Raw genomic sequence first — 21,609 nt, 5'->3', positions numbered from 1 at the left:
AACTTGCCAAATCAGGAAAAAGTGCATCGGAAAAACGCGATGAAATGGGGATTTTTGGTCGTCGGAGGGTCCTCTGTCTTCTAATCAACAACCATTTTCCACGTCTGGCTTCCTGCCCGGATGAAATAGACACCGGCAGGTAAGGCGATTGTTTTTGAACCGCTAAGGGCACGAAGTTGCACGAAGGTTTGGCCGGTGACGGTGTAGACCGCCACGTCGACCGCAGTGGTCATTTCATTCGTAATTCGTAATTCGTAATTCGTAATTGCCACGCGGATCTTGCCGGTGGCAAGAGAGGCGTGGCCCGTGGGTTGCTGGGCTTCGCCTTCGGTGGTGATCATTACGGGGCCAATAACTTTCTCTACCAGGTAGAAGAGCTGTACGGGATCGACTTCGGGCAGATCGGTGCGTAGCGGATGCTGATCGACAGAGCAGGGCAGTTGTTCACCGTTGGCATATACCTTGAGTGTGCCTTCGTTGATCGCCCAGGTAGAGAAGACGAAAGGCTCGCCATAGGCTACGGAATGTACTCCTTCCGCCAGGTTGAATCCTCTGGGCAGGGTGACGGGATAGTAGCGCTGGGCGATCAGGATCGTATGCGCACCGGTGACAGGCAGGATATAGCCGTAGTAGGCGTTGCCGGCGGGCACATTGAAAGGGGTATCGATGCCGTCGATCACAAGCATAAGATCCTCTGCCGTGAGTGCCGGGTCATCCGCCAGGAACTGCAGGAAGAGGTGATCGCCTTCGGCCACCCGGTGCGTGCCGGCAGTCAGGCCGTAGCAGTCGATGCCCGGGGCGATGTCGAGGGTGAGACTGTGATAGGTGGGCTCTGGCGTTTGATCCTCATAGGCGCCGATATCGATCCGTTCGCCGTAGAGGCGGGGGTTGCCGGCTGCGTCGCGGTCGGTATATAAATCGAAACCCTCATCACCGGGGTAAAGATCGTTACTTCCCTGATTGATCAGCGGGCTGGTCGATTGCAGGCGGTAGTCGCCTCCGGCGGTAGGCGTCCAGTTATCGCCGGGAACGATGGGAGCGACAAAGCCGGGCTGGGTATCTCCCGGAAGGTTACCCTCACCTTCAGGAGTGAGCCCTTGCACCAGGCAATAGGTATAGGTGGGGGCGGGGTTGTTGTTGTTGGACACATTCGCACCGAACGGTGCCGTATTGCCCCATACGACGCTATTCCGCAGCTTGGGGCGGGAAGAGAAAATGTTATAGATCCCACCGCCACTGCTATTTGCCTTGTTTCCGGCAAGAGTAACCTGGGTGAGCGTGGGTGAGCTGTTGTCGTTGTAGATCCCACTGCCTACATTCGCCTGATTGCCGGTGATCTCAACCGAGATCAGCTGGGGCGAGCTGGAGGAATTATAGATCCCACCGCCATTGTCGCTTGATTGGTTGGCGGTGATCCATACCGAGGTCAGCGTGGGCGAGCTTAAAGTGTTATACATTCCGCCGCCATTGCTACTTGCCTGGTTGGCAGTGATCCGTACCGAGGTAAGCGTGGGGGTACACCTTTGGTTAAGGATCCCACCGCCATTGTGACCTGATTGATTGCCGGTGATCACCACCTGCCGCAAATGGATGTCGGCAGAGTAATTGTATAAGCCGGCGCCATTGTTTTGGTAAATCGCATAGCCGTTTACATTTACAGCCGTATTCTTCACCTCCAGGCTATTCCCTCCGGTGATCGTTACGCCGTCGAGACTGGGGTGGATGGGGTTGTCTATGTCTTTCCCTACCGCCAGCACCACATGGTAGGCGGGGGCGTTGTCGGGAAACTTCCCACCTTGGCTCAGGTCTCCACTGAGGATCGTCGGGTATGCTGCCGGATTTCGGTAGCCGGAACCGTCGGCTTTGTATCCGCCAAGGATCGTCACGTCGGAGGTGATCAGGAAGGTGTGGTCGCGGGGGCCGGGTTCAGGACCGGAAGTTCCTTCCTTCTTTATGCCCTCGAAGCTCTGCGGGTAATAGGTTCCCTGGGCGATATGGATGGTGTATGTTAGGGGTTCATCGGCCTTGCTTTCAATCGGGTCCTTGGCCTGGGCATTGGTATAGATCAATGCCTCGCTAAGCGAAGCGGTGGCGTTGTTCCAGTCGGAACCGTTGCCGTTGCCGGTAGCAGTTGCTTTGACATAGATATTCTTATTCGTCGGCACGATATCGGCCATCGCCCTCAGGGGCAACAAGATCAGGGCCGCCAGGGCAACCAACAGGGGGTAATGTAAGTGTTTCATATGCGTTTAATAATTTAGTCGTTTGGTGTGACTTGAAATAACTTATCTTCTTTTTGCGGGCACTAAGGCCTTTGGGTGATTCTTAAGCCGATCTGCTGGATACCGGGAAGGGCTTCGTTGCGCATGCCCTGGCGGAAGGCGAGGGTGTAGCTGCCTGCTTCCTTGAAATGGTAAGACGAACGCAGCGTATGGCTCGACTGGAAAAGGGAGATGCCCGTACCCAGCCATCGGCCGTAGTCGTCGGCCAGCAGGCATTCGGTCGTATCGCGCACGAGCGGGCCCGAAGGGTGTTGCTCGCTATGGAAAAGCCAGAGATTCTGATAGGGATACCGGTCGTTGTTGCGGATCTCGACCGTCAGGTCGTAGGCCGCGGAGGTATCGGTGATCTCGAACGTGAAATAGTACTCCGCGTCTTTGGCCCAGCATTTGTTGTCGATCGTCTGATACTGCTCATAGTAAGTCCTGTCTGTGCAGGAAGTACACAGAAGCCATAAGCAACAGAGGCGGATAACCACGCCGGAGAGCCTGTTATGCATCAGGTTTCTCCGGACGATGAGGCTTCGCATTGTCGGATGGTTTGTTTTTGTCGCCACCATGGTTCGCTCTCGGGTTGTGCCGATTGTTGTTGTTGTTGTTGTTGTTGTTGTTGTTGTTGCGCGGGTTTCTCTTGTGATTCGGATTCGCGCCGGCATTGGGGTTGGAGCCTGCCTGGGGTTTGTTGGCCGCCGGCGGGTTATGGCCAGAGTTACCACTTCCTCCTTTTTTCTTTTTCTTCTTTTTGGAGCCGACATGGTCGAAGCGGGTCACGCTGTCCTGGCCCAGGATATCCTGCGCATCTCTTTTGGGCGGTTGCGGTTTGGCTTCGCCTTCGAGCGATTCGGGACGTTCACCGCGTTTGTTCATATTGATCACATCGAACGCGCGGCTGGCGGGGATGGTCACCAGGTTGGCCGCGAAAGAGCGGTCGGTGGAATAGGTGATCTCGCGCTTGAATATCTCCGTTTTGAAATGGTAATAGGTACTGTCTTTGGTCTCGAGCACCATCTCGCGCGAGGGCAGGCGTTTCTGTGCTTCGACATAGGCGTCGACCTCGTAGTTGATGCAGCACTTGAGCTTGGCGCATTGTCCGGCGAGCTTCTGTGGGTTCATCGAGATATCCTGGTAGCGTGCGGCTCCGGTGGCGACCGAGACAAAGCTGGTCATCCAGCTCGAGCAACACAATTCGCGTCCACAAGGGCCAATGCCTCCGATGCGTCCGGCTTCCTGGCGGGCACCGATCTGTTTCATCTCGATGCGTACGCGGAAGCTATCGGCCAACACCTTGATCAGCTGGCGGAAGTCGACCCGTTCGTCGGCGATGTAATAAAAGATCGCTTTATTGCCGTCGCCTTGGTATTCGACATCACCGATCTTCATGTTCAAGCCCAGATCGGCGGCGATCTGACGCGACTTGATCATGGTGGTATGTTCTTTGGCCTTGGCCTCTTCGTACTTGTCGAGGTCGGATTGCTTGGCTTTGCGGTAGATCTTCTTCGGCTCGTTACCTTCGATCCGGACATTGTTCTTCTGCATCTGCAAAAGAACGAGCTTGCCCGTGAGGGTGACTGTTCCGATATCGTGTCCCGGACTGGCTTCGACGGCTACGACATCCCCTTTCTCGAGCGAGAGCTTCGAGACGTTGGCATAATAGCCTTTGCGCGTGTTCTTGAATTGTACTTCGACATAGTCGGTTGCCTGTTCCGCATCGGGGATATCGCAAAGCCAGTCGTATGTATTCAGTTTATTATCTTGTCGTTTGCTGCATCCTTTTGCTCCCATGCAGCAGCTTCCTTTATTGAGTTTAAAATCCATTGATCGGTCTGTATATTGTATATATAGCAATACGCTTAAACCGCAAAAGTAGTTAATTATTCCCAGATCAAAGGAATACAAAAGAAAAAAACATACAAGTTTACAACTGCGAATAAGCCAAAGGCGTCAGGAAGATGCTTTGATTGTTGGTGGCGGTATGGGCATATTCGGGACGATCCTTCATGGCGAGCCAGTCGGGATGGGAAGCGAACTTCTTCCAGGCTTCGGCCCGGGTAGGTTCGTCTTTGTACCACGTCAGGTAGATCAAGGCAGGCATACGCGGGCCGGCCAGGATATCGCCGTAGCAAACCGAGTGGATGCCGACCTTATCGAACAGGTCGATCTCTTCGCGGTTGAACATCCCGACCTTGCGCTGGTTGGCCTCTTCGTTGGGGCTCCAGTAGATGCGGATCTCGAAGAGCGAACGGGTGGGATCGGGCAAGCGGTGGGTGGGGATCTTGTCGAACGCCTCGCAGAGGTAGGTCTCCAGGTTGGAGTAGATCGGCGAAACAGCCGTCTGGTCGTAAAACGCCTGTGCCTGGCGGCAGAAGGTCTGATCCTGCCGGATCGATTGTTTCACTTGCTGATAGGTCCCCATATCCGGATAGATAAACAGGAAGTAGCGCATGACTTTCTCACCCGGTTTGTAGGGCGCAAAGGCGGCTACCTTGATTTGCTTGCGGTTGTATGCCGGGATCAGCGTGTCCTGGTAGAACCGGTCGAGCGTGTCCGTTTCCTGGTTAAGCGTATAGATACGCCATTCATAGATTTCTTTCCCTTGGGAAGATACCGGAGCAGGGGATGCATAAGCTTTCGCCGAGGAAAGCAACGCCAGGGCACCGGCAGCTTTTACAAAATGTCTACGTTTCATGGATGGATAGAATTAGATTGTTCGCCTCAAATATAGTATAATAAAATGAAGAATAAAGAATCTTCACTATCTTTGACGGACAAAAGACAAAAGAGAAGATGAGGCAACTACTTATATTAATAACCAGCTGTGTGTGTATCCTTTCTGTGCAAAGCCAAACCGTGCCGGAACTTTATCGACGGGTGAATGAAGCGGAAATGAATCATTGGGTGGACTCTGTTTTTGATACGTTGACATTGGATGAGCGTATCGGACAGCTGTTTATGCCCGTGGTGAACCCGACCGACGACAACCGGAACCTGCAAACGCTGCTGCATTACGTGCAAGAGATGAAGGTGGGCGGTATCCTGTGGCAAAAAGGCAATGCGGTGAAACAGGCGGAGGTGACCAACCGTGCCCAACGGGCCGCCCGGGTCCCGTTATTGATCTCGCTGGATGGGGAATGGGGCTTGTCGATGCGCCTGGACGGCACGACGCGTTTCCCGAAGAATATGATGCTGGGAGCTATCGAAGACAACGCGCTGATCGAAGCCTATGGCGAGGAGGTCGGTCGCCAGTGCAATGAGATGGGAATCCATATCAACTTCGCGCCCGATGTGGATGTCAACAGTAATATGTCGAACCCGGTGATCGGCATCCGCTCGTTTGGCGAGAACCCCGCGGCGGTGGCCGAGAAAGGGATTGCCTACGCCCGTGGCCTGGAGAAGAAAGGGGTCGTGGCGGTGGCCAAACATTTTCCCGGGCATGGGGATACGGCGGAAGATTCCCACCATACGCTGCCGGCCGTACGGCACGACCGGGCCCGGCTCGACAGCGTAGAATTATTGCCTTTCAAACGTTTTATCTACGAAGGCTTTGCCGGGCTGATGACCGGGCATCTCTATGTGCCCGCTTTGGATCGGACAGCAAACCTTCCTTCTTCCTTATCGCACCCGGTGGTTACCGGCCTGTTGAAAGAGAAACTGGGCTTTCAGGGATTATGCTTCACCGATGCGCTGGCGATGAAAGGGGCGACGGGCAATGCCTCCGACAATCCTTCGGTCAGAGCCTTACTGGCAGGCAATGATATCCTGCTGGCGCCGGCATCGCTGACGAAAGACCTGGCGGCAGTCAAAGCGGCAGTCGACAAAGGAACGATCAGCCTGGAAGCGATCGAAGAGAAGTGCATCAAGATCCTTCAGTACAAGTATATCGTCGGACTGAATCGGTATGAACCCATTGAGATCAAAGGGCTGTCGGAACGCTTGAATACACCTCACGCCGAATGGCTGGTGGCCAAACTGAACGCCGAAGCCATCACCCTGATCACGAACACCGACGGCTATCTCCCCCTGCGCGGCACGGGCGAGAAGAAGACCGCCCTGTTGTCGTTGGGCGATGGGGTAGATAATGATTTTCAGCAGATGTTAAACCGCTACGATACGGTAGACGGCTTCAGCCTGGGGCGGAATGCGACACCGGCACAGGTGCAGCAGGTGTACAATCGGTTGATGCAGTACGACCGGATCATCTGCGCGATCCATACGGTGCGGATCCCCGAGAGCGCGGAACTGCGACAGTTGATGGCGAAGAAAGAGGTCGTACTGACGTTCTTCACCTTACCTTATGCCTGCCGGAACTATGCGCCATCGATCGGTCAGGCCCGCGCGACGGTGATGGCCTACGAGGCAACCCCGCTGGCGCAAGCGTATGCCGCCCAGGTGATCTTCGGTGGTGTGCCGGCGAAAGGCAAATTGCCGGTATCGATCCCCGGCCTTTACTTTGAAGGCACAGGCGTCTTTACGGAGAAATGCCGCCTGGGCTTCTATCCGCCGCAGGAGGTGGGGATCAACCCCGCACGCCTGGAGGTGATCGAATCGATCGTGCAGGAAGGATTGGACGAAGAGGCTTTCCCGGGCTGCCAGGTATTGGTGGCCAAGGAGGGAATGATCGTCTACAACAAAGCTTTCGGTTATTACGATACGGAGAAAAAGCGGAAGGTAAACCCCGAGTCGGTCTACGACCTGGCCTCGGTCTCCAAGGCGGCGGGCACGTTATTGGCCGTGATGAAGGCGTACGATGAAAAGCAATTCACGCTCAACCAAAAGATCTCCACGTTCATTCCCGAATTGAAAGCGTCGGACAAGAAAGACATCGTCATCCGCGATATGCTGTATCACCAGTCCGGGATGATCCCCACGATCAATTTCTACCTCAAGACAATCGACAACGACAGTTATAACGGTAGCCTCTACAGCGCCGTGCGCAAGTCGACCCACCCGGTCCGGTTCGACGCGAAGACCTTCGTACGCAATGATTTTACGTTCCTGCCCGAGGTGGTGTCGAAAACCGCCAAAACGGGATTCACCACCCAGGTAGCCGAAGGCTTCTACCTGCACGATTCGTTCAACGACTCGATCCTATTGGCGATCGCCGACTCCAAGCTGGGCACCCGAGGGCGCTACCGCTACAGTTGCGTCAACTTTATCCTGCTCAAGATGATGGTCGAACGACAGATGGGCCAACCGCTCGATGAACTGCTCGACCAACAGTTCTACCGCCGCCTGGGTGCTCGCACAACGACCTACAACCCGCTCCGGAAGCTCGATGCCGCACGGATCGTGCCCACGGAGAACGACCGCTTTATCCGCCGCCAACTCTTGTGCGGGTACGTGCACGATGAGGCAGCAGCCTTCCAGGGAGGCGTATCGGGCAATGCCGGACTCTTCTCCAGCGCACAAGACCTGGCCAAGGTCATGCAACTCTTTCTCTACCAGGGCACCTACGGAAGGGATACCCTGCTCACCAAAGAGACGACCCGCCTGTTCACGCAAAGCAAATCGCCTCACTCCCGCCGGGGACTGGGGTTCGATAAACCCATGCCCGGAGGAGCCAAAGGCTCTCCCTGTGGCACGCTGGCGCCGGCATCGGTCTACGGACATACCGGCTATACGGGAACCTGCTTCTGGGTGGATCCGGATAATCAATTGATCTATATCTTCCTGACCAACCGGGTCAACCCCAGCCGCACGAACACCAAGCTCTTCTCACTCGAGATCCGCACCCGTATCCAGGATGCCATCTACAAATCCTTCCTCCGCGATTAGCTTCCCTCGCTGAATTAATAATTAATAATTAACAATTAACAATTAACAATTAACCCCATGCTCTTCGGTCACGGTGACGACTTCTACAACGCCTCAAACGAGATAAAGATCAACTACAGTTCGAACGTCTGGCATGGCGCCAACCTCGCACCGCTCCGCGCGCATCTATATGCCCGCTTCGAAGCGGTCACCCGATACCCCGAACCGGATGCCGGCAGCCTCAAGCGGCTGATCGCCCACCAGACGGCGATCGGCGAAGAAAACCTGATCGTGACCAATGGATCGATCACGGCTTTCTACCTGATCGCTCAGGCGTGGGCAGGAGCACGGTCGACCATCCTGTATCCCACCTTTGCCGAATACGAAGATGCCTGCGCCTTGTACGGACACCGGCTGACGTTCGTGCCGACATCGACCGCTTTGTCGGATCTCGCGCTCGAAGGACAAACCTTTTGCTGGATCTGCAACCCCAACAACCCCGACGGGAAGCTATGGAGCCGCGCGGCACTGTGGGAGCTGATCGCCAAACATCCGCAAACCCTCTTTGTCGTCGATCAGGCGTACGTAGCCTTTACCGCCGAACCCTTATTGCAGCCTTCGGATACCGCGCGATTAAAAAACCTGATACTGATCCAGTCGATCTCCAAAGCCTATGATATGCCGGGGCTGCGCATCGGCTATCTGATCGCCGCGCCCGAGATCGTGCACAAGATAAAACCCTACGTCATCCCCTGGTCGGTCAACGCCCTGGCGATCGAAGCAGGCACGTACATCCTGACCCATCCCGAACAGTTCACCCTGCCCCTTGAGCAGTGGCAACGCGAAACAACCGAATTGATCGCTGCGCTCAACCGCCTGCACACGCTCGAAGCCTTACCGACAGCCACCACCTTCTTCCTCGTCCGCCTCAGGCAAGGCAAGGCCTCCGCCCTGAAAACTTACCTCTTGCAACAACACGGCATACTGATCCGCGACGCCTCCAACTTCCGCGGCCTCGACGAATCCTACTTCCGTCTCTCCACCCAACCCCCCGCACAAAACCACCACCTGCTCCAAGCCCTCCACGCCTGGCGCTAAGGGAGAAGTTGGTGGTTGGTAGTTGGTAGGCGCAAAGCGGTCAATCGAAGGAAATTGGAAGATTTCTGAACTTTGATTCTACTGATTAAATGATGAATTATGAGTTAGGTTTTGTGTACAAATCAGTAGTATCTAAGCTCCTCTCCTGGACAGGAGAGGGGGACCACCGCTTGCGGTGGTGGAGAGGTTGTCTTTGTTAGGTGACTATATACCAATAAATTACTAATAGGAACAACCACTCCACCGCTGCAAGCAGCGGTCCCCCTCGCCTGGCCAGGCAAGGAGCCAAGATAGCAACAGTCGCAAATCTTCACTTCTCAAACTATTTGAACCCCGCCACACCCCCTTTCAAAAGTTTTACACCCCCTTCCACCTTTCACCCGACAATCAGATCCCTGTATTGATCAGCGTTTCGGGTGAAAGCTGGAGGCTCCCCAAAAAAGGCCGCCGGAGTTTTCCAAAAGGCCGGCAGGGTTTCCGAAAAGGCCGCCGGAGTTTTCCAAAAGGCCGGCAGGGTTTTCGAAAAGGCCGGCAGCCAATATTTCATTTTCCCGTATCGGATGAAAATCTTCGCTTTGCCAAAGATAAATAAGATAAAGGAAACGCAATGACCCGCTGACGATAATGTTAAAAAAAGAGAAGTATTGAAAAAAAGCCCTCCATTATGATACGAAAACCTAATCTTGTCTTTACATTTGCATCGGCGTTAAGAACAGAAAGAGAACGGACTCTGCCGCGATCAGTCGTGGTTTCCCCTCTTTTTTGAAGGATCAAGAAATTGACAAAATATAACTTTTACAAGGATGTTTTACCCTTGTACAGGAGTGGTGAGTCCTGTCTGCTCTTTTCGGGAGAAATGAAAAGAAAAATACACCCTCAATATTTACAAACGGTTAATATAAAGAAAAGCCGCGTCGGGAGACGCGGCTTTTTGTTTTATAGGAGAACTGAGAGGCCTAAGAGGCCCTAAGGTTCCTAGGGTTCCCAGGATTCCTTTGAGCCTTTATGCTTTACATTCACATTTTCCTGCTGAGCCCAGCACATTCTCGATCTTGTGCTTGTAGAGCTTCTTAGCGTTCTCGCGCGCCGGACCGAGGTATTTGCGCGGGTCGAATTCGCCGGGTTTGGTGGCGAACGTTTCGCGGATAGCGGCAGTCATCGCCAGGCGGCTGTCGGAGTCGATATTGATCTTGCAAACGGCCGAAGCGGCAGCCTTACGCAGTTGCTCTTCGGGGATACCGATGGCGTCTTTGAGGGCACCACCGTATTTGTTGATCGTTGCCACTTCTTCCTGCGGAACAGACGAAGCACCGTGCAACACGATCGGGAAGCCGGGGATCCGTTTCTCGATCTCTTCGAGGATATCGAAACGTAAAGGAGGAGGCACCAGGTGACCTTCCGCGTCGCGCGTACATTGTTCGGGCGTAAACTTATTGGCACCGTGCGACGTACCGATGGAGATCGCCAGCGAGTCGCAACCGGTCTTGGTCACGAAGTCGACCACATCATCCGGCTCGGTATACGTGTGATGATCCGAGCTTACCTCGTCTTCCACACCGGCCAGTACACCCAGTTCGCCTTCGACGGTCACGTCGTGCGCATGCGCGTATTCAACCACCTTCTTGGTCAGTGCCACGTTTTCTTCGTAAGGCAGATGCGAACCGTCGATCATTACCGAAGAGAAACCGGTATCGATACAGCTCTTGCACAGCTCGAAGGAATCACCATGGTCGAGGTGCAGACAGATTTGCGGCTTAGCGCAGCCCAGCTCTTTGGCATAAGCTACCGCACCTTCGGCCAGAAAACGAAGAAGGGTCTGGTTCGCGTATTTACGGGCACCGCTGGAGACCTGAAGGATCACCGGAGAGTTGGTTTCCACTGCAGCCTGAACAATCGCTTGCATTTGCTCCAGGTTGTTGAAGTTGAAAGCAGGAATAGCATATTTGCCTTCCATAGCCTTTTTGAACATTTCTTTCGTGTTTACAAGGCCTAAATCTTTGTAACTTACCATTGTTGAATCTTATTATGTTAATGATTTGAAAAACTTTGGCAAAGATACGAAGAAACACTGTAAAAATATGTCTTATAGCATAGAAATAACGTTTAAAATAACACAAAACCAGCCGCTAACAAAAAAATAGATTGTTTTTCTTTGGTAGTTCGAGCGGAATCCATACCTTTGCAAACCAAAATACCGGTTACCAACTGTGTTAGTGGAAAGTAGGAAGCGGGAAGCGGGGAAACCGGCTAATTGCTAACGACTTACTCCTAACTGTTTGAAGAGAATATAAATTAAAACAGATAATAAAAGAATGAAAAAAGGTATTCATCCGGACAACTATCGTCCGGTCGTGTTCAAGGACATGTCAAACGAAGATGTATTTATCACGCGTTCAACCATAAACGCGAAAGAAACAATCGAACTCGACGGCGTAACTTACCCGCTGGTAAAGATTGAAATCTCTAATACCTCTCACCCGTTCTATACCGGTAAATCTAAACTGGTGGATACGGCAGGACGTGTCGACAAGTTCATGAGCCGCTACGGTAACCGGAACAAAAAATAAACGATAGCGAGCAGCGGAATGCTCAAATATCGTGAGGAAAGTTGAGACCTGGGGGATTCCCCGGGTCTCTTTTTTTTTAGGGTCTCATTTTTTTTCTCTAAGTTTGTCGTTTCATACATAATTCGAGATACTATGACAAAGACAAAAGAAGAACTCCTGGCTATCCTTGGCCAGTTCCCCCTGGAGGGCAACGCGGTTGCCGCCGAACCGTTTGGTAACGGACATATCAACGACACCTTGAAAGTGACCACCGACGACGGTCAGGTGAAGTACATCCTGCAACGCATCAATCATCAGATCTTTACCAATGTCGATATGCTGCAGCAGAACATCCACGTGGTCACCACCCATATCCGCCGCAAGCTCGAAGCGAAAGGCGAAACGGATATCGACCGGAAGGTATTAACGTTCCTGCCCACCCGCGCGGGTAAGCTGTATCACTTCGATGGCGAGAACTACTGGCGTGTCTGCCTGATGATCCCGCGCAGCCGGAGCTACGAAGAGGTGACAGCGGAGAAATCGTACGAGGCCGGACTGGCTTTCGGTGAGTTTCAGGCGATGCTGGCCGATATCCCCGAAGGCACGTTGGGCGAGACGATCCCCAACTTCCACAATATGGAGTTCCGCCTCGAGCAGTTTCGCGAAGCCGTCGCCGCCGATCGCGCCGGACGCCTGGCGGAGGTCGCCGACCTGGTCGAAGCCATCGAACAACGGGCGCAAGACATGTGCATCCAGGAAGTACTCTACCGCGACGGCAGACTGCGTAAGCGCGTAAACCACTGCGATACGAAGGTCAACAATATCCTTTTCGACGAACAGGGCAAGGTGCTCTGCGTGATCGACCTGGATACGGTCATGCCCGGATTCGTCTTGTCGGATATCGGCGACTTTATCCGCACGGGAGCCAATACCGGCGCCGAAGACGATCCGAACCTCGAGAAGGTAGGCGTCAACCTGCCGATCTTCGAAGCCTATACGCGCGGCTATATGGAGAAAGCCCAGGCGTTCCTCACGCCCCTGGAGATCTCCATGCTGCCCTACGGCGGACGCCTGTTGACATATATGCAAACCGTCCGTTTCCTGACCGATTACATCAACGGCGACACCTACTACAAGATCCATTACCCCGAGCACAACCTGGTACGCACCCGCGCCCAGTACCGCCTGCTGCAAAGCCTGGAAGAACATGCCGAGGAAATGATAAACTTTATGGAGCAGTGGCTTTGAAAGAGCGTATTTAGGAACTCATAAGAACTCATAAGAACTCATAAGAGCTCATAGGAGGGGCTCATAGGAACTCATAAGAACTCATAAGAGCTCATAGGAACTCATAAGAGCTCATAGGAGGGGCTCATTAGGAACTCATAAGAACTCATAAGAACTCATAAGAGCTCATAGGAGGGGCTCATTAGGAATTCATAGGAACTCATAAGAGCTCATAGGAGGGGCTCATTAGGAATTCATAAGAACTCATAAGAGTTCGCAGAAGGGGGCTTCTTTTCAGGAGCCCCTTTCCTATGAGTTCTTATGAGTTCTTATGAATTCCTATGAGCTCTTAAATAGGGCAATGAGTTCTTATGAATTCCTATGAGCTCTTAAATAGGGCAATGAGTTCTTATGAATTCCTATGAGCTCTTAAATAGGGCAATGAGTTCTTATGAATTCCTATGAGCTCTTAAATAGGGCAATAAGTTCTTAAATAGCGCTCTTAATAGGCTTTCCTCACTTACTAAACCCCACCTTAAACCGGGTCAGTCCGTCGGCGTAGGTTCGGAGGGAGAAGGTGCAGTTGTGGTTTTGCAGGATCTCACGGATGATGGTCAGGCCGATGCCTTGGCCGTTGGGTTTGGAGGAATAGAAGGGGGTGAAGAGCTTGCTTTCGACTTCCCGGTCGATGCCCCGTCCGGTGTCGGCGATCTCGAGGCTGACGGGATGGGAGGAGGTGCGTACGTAGATCTTACCGTCGGAGCCGATCGACTCGGCGGCGTTCTTGATGATGTTGAGCAATACCTGCTCGAAGAGCGTGCGGTCGAGCCAGACCACAGGCGATGCCGGAGCCAGCTCCATCACGATCGTGATCTGCCGGTTGCGACACAGGCTCTCCATAAAGCGCTGGCTGGAGACGACGACCTCGTTCAGCTCGTGCCGTTCGAGTTGGGCTTCGGGGATACGCACCACGTCGGCGAAGTTCGTGATAAACCGGCTCATGCTGTAACAGCGTTCGATCGAGATGCGCAAGACCTCGCTGAAGTCTTCCTTATCGCCCATCTCGCCAAAGGCATCGACGAGCGTATCGAGCGTCGAAGTGATGCCGGCGGTGGTATTGTTGACCTCGTGCGCGATCATGCGGATCACCTTCTCGTATGCTTTCTTTTCGGCTTTGAATACCTCGCGGGTGAGCGATTCGATGAGGTAGAACGAGTGGTGGAAGCCCCGGTCGACAAACGATGAATGGGTGCATTTGTAGATATTGGCATCGCTCAGCCGGAAGGTCTGCGCTTCGTAGGGCGGCAGGCGGTTGAGCTCGGCGGTCAGTGGCGAGTCGATCTGGGCGAAGGTCTTGTCGGTGACGTCGTAGTCGCCCATGCCGAGCATCTGACGGGCGGCCTGGTTGACCGACTGGATCTTACCGTCGAGGTCGAGAATGATCACGCCCATCGGCGAAGCCTTGATCAACAGATCGAGGAAATGATTCTGCTCGCGCAGGTGAAGGCGTTCGTTCTTGAGCTGTTCCATCATCTTGTTGAATACCTCGACCACCTTGTCGGCTTCGGTCTGCCCCACGAAGCTCAGGCGCGAACTGAAATCCTGCTCGCGCAGCAGTTCCATCCCATTGCCGATGATATGCAAAGGCTTAACGATGCGGTGATAGAACACCACCAGGTAGACGACCGTCAAGAGTAACAGCCCCTCGACCACAAAAAACATATAGGGCGAGGCGGCGTAGAACGCATAGTAGGTCAATATGCCCAATGCGGTCATCAGTAGGACTGTCAGGATCCAGAATAGGGATTTTAGCTTCATGGTGTATTTTTTAGGAGCCTTAGGAATTCTTAGGAACTCATAGGAATTCATAGGAACTCATAAGAACTCATAAGAACTTCTATCTTCTCTCTTCTCTCTTCTGAATTAATCATTAATCATTAATCATTAATCATTAGAATTTGTCTCCTACCTTCAATCCATACTTCTCCAGTCGTCGGTAGAGGGCGGCACGGCTGATGCCCAGGGCGGAGGCGACATGCGAGAGGTTACCTTTGTGGGTGTCGAGGGCTTGCAGGATCGTCTGTCGTTCGATCTCGTCGAGGGTCAATCCCGAGAGGGGGGCATGGGGCGAAGGCGAAGGATCGGTCCGCTCTTCGGCTTGCGCCCGGAAGTCGGAGGCTTGCAAGACAGGCTTGCCACAGACCAAGAGGGTGCGTTCGACCAGGTTCTTCAATTCGCGGATATTGCCCGGGAAAGGCAGCTTCTGCAGGTACGCCAGCGCGTCGGCGGCAAACTCGACCCGCGGCAGGCCGTTGACTTCGCATTGTTTTTGCGCGAAGTGCCGTGCCAGGAGCGGGATATCCTCCCGTCGCTCGCGCAACGGGGGCAGATGCACGGTGATCAGGTTGATGCGATAGAACAGGTCCTCGCGGAAGAGCCGTTGAGCCACCAGCTCACGCAGGTCGCGATTGGTGGCGCTCACCACCCGGACATCCACCTTACGCGCGCGGCTATCGCCCAAGACTTCGAACGTCTGGTCTTGCAATACGCGCAATAGTTTGACCTGACAGGAGAGCTCCAGATCGCCGATCTCGTCGAGGAAGATGGTTCCCCTGTCGGCCAGCTCGAAACGCCCTGTACGGTCGATATACGCGTCGGTAAAAGCTCCTTTCTTATGCCCGAACATCTCGCTCTCGAACAGGCTCTGCGAAAGCCCGCCGAGGTTGACCTTGACGAACGCTTCGGCCGCGCGCGGGCTATAGGTATGGATCGCCTCGGCAATCAGTTCTTTGCCCGTACCGCTCTCGCCGGTGATCAATACCGAGGCGTTCGTGGGAGCGATGCGCGCCACGGTGCCCAATACGTTGAGCAATGCCGGACTCTGTCCGATGATCTTATCGAAGGGAAACACACTGCCTTGCAGCCGCTCGAGCGGTTTCTGTTCCTCTTTCTGCTGCTCGGACAATTCGAGCGCCGTGCGGATGGTGTTCAACAGTATGAGGTTGTTCCACGGCTTGGTGATAAAATCGAAAGCTCCCGCCTGCATGCCCTGCACCGCCAGCTGGATCGAGCCCCAGGCGGTCATCAGGATCACGGGCACCTCGGGGCGGAACACCTTGATCTGTCGGAGCAACTGAATACCCTCCTCTCCGGTGGTCGTCAGCGTGAAATTCATATCCAAGAGGATCAGTTGGGGAGCCGTCTGGCGCACCACGGTCATTGCCTCCCGGGGCCCGCCGACCGCCTCCGGGGCATAACCCGCCCGCTTTAACAGGAAGGTGAGCGAGGAACGCACCACCGCATCGTCGTCGACAATCAATATCATAAGCGATTCAATTTGGAATCAAATATACGTGTTTCTTTCTTTAATTTCGTACCAACGCTTCAAAATCAGCATCCAGTGTCCGCCGGTTAAAGAAGTCGTAGAGCGTCAGGCTACGGATATTGTAGTAGTAATTCCAGAAATAGTAGAGCTCGGAGATATGTTGTGCCCGGGCGTTATCCTTTGAGTTCTGGGCATCGTTGAGATCGAGGATACTGATCTTACCCACCATAAAGGTCTCGATCGACGTCTGGTATCTCTTCTCCGCCAGCTGGTCCACCTCGGCCGCGATGCGAAGCTGTTCCGCCTGGTTGTTGAAACGTTCCACCCAGAGGTAGATGTTCTGGTTGAAATGCATCTGCTCCTGGCGGATACGCGAGAGCACCACGTCGCGGTTCGACTCGGCCACCTTGACTTGTCCTTTCCGTTTGCCCCAGTCGAGCAAAGGGATGGTGACGCCCACCTCGACGATCTGGTTGTCCATCAGGTCGCGGTAAGCCCCCCGCATCGCCTGGTCTTTGCCCGTGTAACCGATCGAAGCAAACAGCTCGATCGAGCGCTGATTGCCTTTGGCGGTCGCCACATTGTATTCCGCCTCCATCTGCCGGCGCAGGATATTCTTGGCAAACGCATTATTCTCCAGGGCCATCTCCAAGACCTCTTTGTAATCGAGCGACAGGCTGGGGGCAAACTCGGGCACGAGCGGCTGGATCGTCTCCTGTTCGCTCAACCCCAGGAAAGCGCGTAGCTGAAACATCTGGGCGTTGAGGTTCGACTGCGCCGCCGTATGCGCCGACTCGGCCTGCAGGGCCGACTGCTTGAGGCGCATCAGCTCCATCTCCGAGATATGCCCGATCTGCCGTTTGGCGATGGCGATATCGTAGAGCTTGTGGGCGTTCTCGAGGTTCTGCCCCGCGTTGCGCAAGGTCTCCTGCGCCTGCAACAGGTTGAAGAAATAGTTGATCGTGCGGATCGTCACCTCCTCTACGCTCTCCATATAGGCCGCTTTGGCCTCCTTGTAGCGCACCGGCTCGATCCGACGACGCCATTTCTGGTGGTTCGTGCCGAAGATCGGCTGCGTCAGCGTCAGCCCGATAGGCACACTCATATACTCATTGAAAGCGCCGGTACCCAGTTGGCGGGTGAACGACAGGTCGGAGTTCAACGCGATCTGCCCGCCGGTCAGCGCGATATTCTGTTTGACCGACAACTCCCCGTTCAGCTCCAGCGAGTTATTCTTCACGAACGTGTACGAGCCATCTTCCTTCTGGTACTTATTGTACCGCTGGTAGTAATTGGGCAGGCTGCCGCTGAAGGTCACCTCCGGCAACTGATCGGCGCGATGGGTGCGATACTCCCAGTAAGCCGTTTTCAACTCATTGAGCGCCACCGCAGCATCCACCGACTGCAACTGTGCCAACCGGATCGCCTCGGGCAACGACAGGTCGACCACCGGTGTCTCGTTCTGTGCCTTGCCTTCGCCCCACAAAAACAGCCCTACGGCCAGCAATAGATATATCCTTTTCATCTTCATCTGTTATTTTTCCTCTCCCGAGGCAAAACCCGTGCCACAAACCTAACCTCCTGATATCCCGAACGATCCTCCTTCGATCCACTGTTCGGAAACGAACACTCTGTCCGTTTTTGAGGGGATTTCTTCCTAAAGGCCGGCAGGGATTTCCGAAAAGGCCGCCGGAGTTTCCGAAAAGGCCGGCAGGGTTTCCGAAAAGGCCGCCGGAGTTTCCGAAAAGGCCGGCAGGGTTTTTGCCAATGCCAACCTTGCCAATCGAAAAATAAACTTTCTAAAGAATAGGAGGGAAAAGGGAAAAAGGGGACTTCTTATAGGTTATTTTCCTCTTTCCTCCCTTTTTTTAAGGAAGTAAGGAAAAGGGGTGGCTAGGTTGGCAGAGTAAGGAGATTAAGGGGGTAAGGGATTTTTTAAGGGGATTAAGGTTTTAAAGGGGATTAAGGGGCTTAAGGAAGACGTAGATGGCTTTGCGGCTTCGTCCGTTCCCGATTCAACTTCTTCTACCTCACCCGGGGAATCTTCCCCTACCCCCCCGGGGAACTTTTCCTCTGCTTCCCCGGGGAAAAGTTCCCCGCCCCCCCCGGGGAACTTTCCCCCGGGGTGCATGTATTTTTCCTCACTTTTTACTCTTTTTTTCCGCCCCTGAGGGGTGGTAATTTTTCCGCCCCTGAAGATGTCTTTTTTCCGCCCCTGAGGGGTGGAAAACACCTCTTTTTACCGCCCCTGAGGGGTGGTAAATCTCCTCCCCCCGGGGAATTCTTCCTCCACCTCCAAGCGCGAGGGGCTTATCACTGCCGGTCCGGTGAACGGAATTGCTGCCGGACGGCGAAGGGCATAAAGTTGTATAAAGGTTTGTCAAATATAGGGCTTGTTTCATACTTTTTAGGTAATTTTGCCGTTTAACAAAGCTTAGAGATTGAAAAATAAGGAGAGATGAGACGTTTATTTTTGCTATTATCGATGATATGCATAGGAGGAGTCTTTGTTGCCCAAGCGCAGGAAGACAAGACCTCTACCCTTTCGATCCTGCGCGACAACCGGCAATCGGCGACAGCGCCGGATACGATCCCGCCGGTCCAACTGGACGAAGAGGATCTCGATGCCATCGGTGGGCTGCGCGCACAGTTCGAGAAACAGAACCGGACGTATGCACGGCCGGTACCGCGCGGGAACACGATCCTGCGGTTTATCAACAAAGACAAGATCGAACTGCCGGCGGAAGCGCTCGCTTTGGTGCGCACCGCGATGGATGCTTCTTTGTATTTCGACCACCACATGACGTTCAAAGACACAGTGATCGTCAACCCGATCTTCCTGCCATTGATCTTCCAGGGGGAGAACCGGTATGAAGGACCGTATTACGATCCGGATTTCTACCTCACCGAGGGACCGCTCGACGGCCTGATGCCACACGTGGAGGTGATGCCCCATTACGCCGCCAAGAAACAACAGGAGCAGGAGCTCTATCGCTATATGGCCGACCAGCATCCGACCCTGTTCCGCTACTCGATGAAAGACCTGCCCGACGATATCATCGCGCCGGTGCCCATTACGGTCGATATCCGCGAACGCTACGAAGCGGCACCGATCGTGGTCAAGAGCGAAGCGAAGGTGGAAGATGTCGAAGCCGTGCCGATCCGCTTTATCCCCGATCGGCTCTACTGGCAATCGGCCTTCGAAAGTGCGATCCAGTTCTCGCAAAACTACGTATCGCCCAACTGGCATAAAGGGGGGAGCAGTAACCTGAACCTGTTCACCAAACATGCCATCAAATACGACTATAAAAAAGACAAGGTGCAGTGGACCAACCTGATGGAACTCAAGATCAGCGCCTACAACGCGCCCAAGGATACATTGCACGACTACAAGATCGGGGACGACCTCTTGCGATTGCACTCGAACTTCGGTTTGCAGGCGTTCAACAAATGGTATTATACGTTCGACGGCGAGTTTAAGACCCAATTGATGAAGAACTACAAAGAGAATACCGAGTTGGTGCAGGCTTCGCTCCTGGCCCCGTTCAGCATCAACCTCGGCTTGGGGATGAAGTACCAGTTGGACAAGAAATTCACCGACAAACACAAGAAACTGAAGTTGACGCTCAACCTGGCGCCGATCTCTTATACGTATATGCACAGTATCAAAGACGATATCGACCTGGGACGCCACGGGTTTAAGATCGATGAGGAGACCGGCAAGTACAAGACACGCCTGAGCCAGATCGGTTCGACGGTGCGGACAGACCTGACCGTGCAGTTCAACCGCAACGTGAGCTGGCAATCGCGCTTCTACTACTTCACCAGCTACGACCGGGTGGTGGGCGAGTTCGAGAATACACTGACGATGGCTATCAGCCGGTTTTTCTCGACCCGGATCTACCTGCACCTGCGCTACGACGATGGGGTGACCAAGAATGAAGACTTCGACAGCTTCTTCCAGGTGAACGAATTGATGAGCTTCGGCTTCAATTATAAGTGGTAAATTGTGTACTAATCTTTGTTAATCTGTACATATTCCGTAAATAATATTTACTTTTGCCCTGGTTTTGCAATGTCGAGTTTACAAACCATGAAAGAAAACATACGTCACAACGGAATCATTGAGCGCATCGAAGGGGGCACTGTCTACGTCCGTATCCTCCAACAGTCGGCCTGCGCCGGGTGCCATGCCCGTGGGATGTGTTCGGCTTCGGATAGTAAAGTCAAGACGGTGGAGGTGACCGACCATTCGGGACGGTTCAAAGAAAAAGAAGAGGTCGTCATCTGCGGACAGACCGCTTTGGGGCTGCAAGCGGTAGTGATCGCTTTCGCCCTGCCCATCGTGTGGGTGATTGCCCTGGTGGCCACAGGCATTGCGTGGGGATGGAGCGAACCCGTTAGCGCCATAATGGGCTTGATCGGCTTGATCCCTTATTATGTAATAGTATATCTTATGCGCGAGAGACTGAAGAGAAAATTCGTGTTCACACTTGAGAAACAAGAAAACAACTTATGATGATATTAATTGCTGTTATTTCCCTGGGCGTGATAGGCGCTGTCGGCGCTTTGTTCCTTTATGCCGCTTCAAAGAAGTTCGAGGTCTATGAAGATCCCCGTATCGGTCAGGTACAGGAAGTATTACCCGGTGCCAATTGTGGTGCCTGTGGCTATCCCGGTTGCTCGGGATTCGCGACGGCTTGTGTCAAATCCGACACGATGGACGGCTTGAACTGTCCCGTTGGAGGCGCTGCTACGATGGCGCAGGTATCGACCATCCTGGGCAAGGATGCCGGAACGGCCGAGCCGATGGTCGCTGTTGTCCGTTGCAACGGCAACTGCGACGCCCGTCCGAAAACCAACCGTTACGACGGAGCACGCAACTGTTCGGTAGCCTCCAGCCTGTATATGGGCGAGACGGGTTGTTCGTATGGTTGCTTCGGCTTTGGCGACTGTGTGACCGTCTGTGCCTTCGATGCGATCCATATCAATCCGCAGACGGGCCTTCCGGAGGTCGACGACGACAAATGCACCTCGTGTGGCCTGTGCGTCAAAGCTTGTCCGCGCAAGATCATCGAACTGCGTAAGAAAGGACCGAAGTCGCGCCGGGTATTTGTCAGCTGCATCAACAAAGACAAAGGCGGTGTAGCCCGTAAAGCCTGTGCCAACGCCTGCATCGGCTGTGGCAAATGTGCCAAGGAGTGTGCGTTCGACGCCATCACGATCGAGAACAACCTGGCGTATATCGACTACAACAAATGCCGCTTGTGCCGTAAATGCGCCCCGGTATGTCCGACAGGAGCCATCCTGGAGACCAACTTCCCTCCGCGCAAGGAGAAAGCTGTAGAGACTGCAACAGAAAACACAAATAAAACAGAATAGT

General features: G+C 53.8%; 15 protein-coding genes. 7 read left to right on the top strand and 8 right to left on the bottom strand.

The window, feature by feature from the left end:
* Nucleotides 1-80: 80 nt before the first annotated feature.
* The 4 genes from M2133_RS14075 to M2133_RS14060 form a co-directional block, all read right to left on the bottom strand.
* Nucleotides 81-2,243: a choice-of-anchor Q domain-containing protein gene (locus tag M2133_RS14075; RefSeq protein WP_277466813.1), complete on the bottom strand. Its 2,163-nt coding sequence runs from the start codon at nt 2,241-2,243 to the stop codon at nt 81-83.
* A 62-nt stretch (nt 2,244-2,305) separates the two neighbouring features.
* Complete coding sequence (locus M2133_RS14070; protein WP_277466812.1) at nt 2,306-2,809, bottom strand: gliding motility lipoprotein GldH; 504 nt, start codon at nt 2,807-2,809, stop codon at nt 2,306-2,308.
* Nucleotides 2,772-4,094 carry a regulatory iron-sulfur-containing complex subunit RicT gene (gene ricT / locus M2133_RS14065; protein ID WP_277466811.1) on the bottom strand — a complete coding sequence of 441 codons (1,323 nt, stop codon included), beginning with the start codon at nt 4,092-4,094 and terminating at the stop codon, nt 2,772-2,774. The genes M2133_RS14070 and ricT overlap by 38 nt, the downstream gene beginning before the upstream one ends.
* Nucleotides 4,095-4,194: 100 nt before the next feature.
* Nucleotides 4,195-4,965 carry an NIPSNAP family protein gene (locus tag M2133_RS14060; RefSeq protein ID WP_277466810.1) on the bottom strand — a complete coding sequence of 257 codons (771 nt, stop codon included), beginning with the start codon at nt 4,963-4,965 and terminating at the stop codon, nt 4,195-4,197.
* A 98-nt stretch (nt 4,966-5,063) separates the two neighbouring features.
* On the opposite strand from M2133_RS14060, the gene M2133_RS14055 reads away from it, so the two are divergent.
* Both M2133_RS14055 and M2133_RS14050 read left to right on the top strand, forming a co-directional pair.
* Nucleotides 5,064-8,051, top strand: a complete 2,988-nt coding sequence (locus M2133_RS14055) for a glycoside hydrolase family 3 N-terminal domain-containing protein (RefSeq protein ID WP_277466809.1) — start codon at nt 5,064-5,066, stop codon at nt 8,049-8,051.
* A 57-nt stretch (nt 8,052-8,108) separates the two neighbouring features.
* Nucleotides 8,109-9,128, top strand: coding sequence for an aminotransferase class I/II-fold pyridoxal phosphate-dependent enzyme (locus M2133_RS14050; RefSeq protein WP_277466808.1), 1,020 nt, complete (start codon nt 8,109-8,111; stop codon nt 9,126-9,128).
* A 1,003-nt stretch (nt 9,129-10,131) separates the two neighbouring features.
* Here the strand turns inward: M2133_RS14050 and M2133_RS14045 are convergent.
* A complete protein-coding gene (locus M2133_RS14045) occupies nt 10,132-11,139 on the bottom strand; it encodes a class II fructose-bisphosphate aldolase (RefSeq protein WP_277466807.1) in 1,008 nt (335 codons plus the stop codon).
* Nucleotides 11,140-11,440: 301 nt separating this feature from the next.
* On the opposite strand from M2133_RS14045, the gene M2133_RS14040 reads away from it, so the two are divergent.
* On the top strand, nt 11,441-11,695 hold the full coding sequence (locus M2133_RS14040) for a type B 50S ribosomal protein L31 (protein ID WP_277466806.1): 255 nt from the start codon (nt 11,441-11,443) through the stop codon (nt 11,693-11,695).
* A gap of 132 nt (nt 11,696-11,827) precedes the next feature.
* Nucleotides 11,828-12,922 carry an aminoglycoside phosphotransferase family protein gene (locus M2133_RS14035; protein WP_277466805.1) on the top strand — a complete coding sequence of 365 codons (1,095 nt, stop codon included), beginning with the start codon at nt 11,828-11,830 and terminating at the stop codon, nt 12,920-12,922.
* A gap of 495 nt (nt 12,923-13,417) precedes the next feature.
* Here the strand turns inward: M2133_RS14035 and M2133_RS14030 are convergent, their stop codons facing one another.
* The 3 genes from M2133_RS14030 to M2133_RS14020 all read right to left on the bottom strand — a co-directional run bounded on the left by M2133_RS14030 (nt 13,418) and on the right by M2133_RS14020 (nt 17,751).
* The gene (locus M2133_RS14030) at nt 13,418-14,719 is read right to left on the bottom strand and encodes an ATP-binding protein (protein ID WP_277466804.1); all 1,302 of its coding nucleotides are present in this window, start codon (nt 14,717-14,719) and stop codon (nt 13,418-13,420) included.
* A 133-nt stretch (nt 14,720-14,852) separates the two neighbouring features.
* A complete protein-coding gene (locus tag M2133_RS14025) occupies nt 14,853-16,226 on the bottom strand; it encodes a sigma-54 dependent transcriptional regulator (protein WP_277466803.1) in 1,374 nt (457 codons plus the stop codon).
* Between the two features lie 40 nt (nt 16,227-16,266).
* Complete coding sequence (locus M2133_RS14020) at nt 16,267-17,751, bottom strand: TolC family protein (RefSeq protein ID WP_277466802.1); 1,485 nt, start codon at nt 17,749-17,751, stop codon at nt 16,267-16,269.
* Between the two features lie 933 nt (nt 17,752-18,684).
* On the opposite strand from M2133_RS14020, the gene M2133_RS14015 reads away from it, so the two are divergent.
* The 3 genes from M2133_RS14015 to M2133_RS14005 all read left to right on the top strand — a co-directional run bounded on the left by M2133_RS14015 (nt 18,685) and on the right by M2133_RS14005 (nt 21,608).
* A complete protein-coding gene (locus M2133_RS14015) occupies nt 18,685-20,232 on the top strand; it encodes a DUF3078 domain-containing protein (RefSeq protein WP_277466801.1) in 1,548 nt (515 codons plus the stop codon).
* 87 nt (nt 20,233-20,319) lie between these two features.
* The gene (locus M2133_RS14010; RefSeq protein WP_277466800.1) at nt 20,320-20,745 is read left to right on the top strand and encodes a SoxR reducing system RseC family protein; all 426 of its coding nucleotides are present in this window, start codon (nt 20,320-20,322) and stop codon (nt 20,743-20,745) included.
* Nucleotides 20,745-21,608, top strand: coding sequence for a Fe-S cluster domain-containing protein (locus M2133_RS14005; RefSeq protein ID WP_277466830.1), 864 nt, complete (start codon nt 20,745-20,747; stop codon nt 21,606-21,608). The genes M2133_RS14010 and M2133_RS14005 overlap by 1 nt, the downstream gene beginning before the upstream one ends.
* Nucleotide 21,609: the final 1 nt, after the last annotated feature.

It is taken from the genome of Parabacteroides sp. PF5-6 (genome assembly GCF_029504695.1).
GTDB lineage: Bacteria > Bacteroidota > Bacteroidia > Bacteroidales > Tannerellaceae > QVMG01.
The sequence above is the reverse complement of the archived record's forward strand: the minus strand, read 5'-3'. Positions and strand labels throughout refer to the sequence as shown.

Bases quoted from the DNA above. Each gene is read 5' to 3' on its own strand.
- M2133_RS14005 (WP_277466830.1), top strand. From the start codon at position 20,745: ATGATATTAATTGCTGTTATTTCCCTGGGCGTGATAGGCGCTGTCGGC.
- M2133_RS14035 (WP_277466805.1), top strand. From the start codon at position 11,828: ATGACAAAGACAAAAGAAGAACTCCTGGCTATCCTTGGCCAGTTCCCC.
- M2133_RS14045 (WP_277466807.1), bottom strand. From the start codon at position 11,139: ATGGTAAGTTACAAAGATTTAGGCCTTGTAAACACGAAAGAAATGTTC.
- M2133_RS14070 (WP_277466812.1), bottom strand. From the start codon at position 2,809: ATGCGAAGCCTCATCGTCCGGAGAAACCTGATGCATAACAGGCTCTCC.
- ricT (WP_277466811.1), bottom strand. From the start codon at position 4,094: ATGGATTTTAAACTCAATAAAGGAAGCTGCTGCATGGGAGCAAAAGGA.
- M2133_RS14060 (WP_277466810.1), bottom strand. From the start codon at position 4,965: ATGAAACGTAGACATTTTGTAAAAGCTGCCGGTGCCCTGGCGTTGCTT.
- M2133_RS14015 (WP_277466801.1), top strand. From the start codon at position 18,685: ATGAGACGTTTATTTTTGCTATTATCGATGATATGCATAGGAGGAGTC.
- M2133_RS14055 (WP_277466809.1), top strand. From the start codon at position 5,064: ATGAGGCAACTACTTATATTAATAACCAGCTGTGTGTGTATCCTTTCT.
- M2133_RS14050 (WP_277466808.1), top strand. From the start codon at position 8,109: ATGCTCTTCGGTCACGGTGACGACTTCTACAACGCCTCAAACGAGATA.
- M2133_RS14075 (WP_277466813.1), bottom strand. From the start codon at position 2,243: ATGAAACACTTACATTACCCCCTGTTGGTTGCCCTGGCGGCCCTGATC.
- M2133_RS14040 (WP_277466806.1), top strand. From the start codon at position 11,441: ATGAAAAAAGGTATTCATCCGGACAACTATCGTCCGGTCGTGTTCAAG.
- M2133_RS14010 (WP_277466800.1), top strand. From the start codon at position 20,320: ATGAAAGAAAACATACGTCACAACGGAATCATTGAGCGCATCGAAGGG.
- M2133_RS14020 (WP_277466802.1), bottom strand. From the start codon at position 17,751: ATGAAAAGGATATATCTATTGCTGGCCGTAGGGCTGTTTTTGTGGGGC.
- M2133_RS14025 (WP_277466803.1), bottom strand. From the start codon at position 16,226: ATGATATTGATTGTCGACGACGATGCGGTGGTGCGTTCCTCGCTCACC.
- M2133_RS14030 (WP_277466804.1), bottom strand. From the start codon at position 14,719: ATGAAGCTAAAATCCCTATTCTGGATCCTGACAGTCCTACTGATGACC.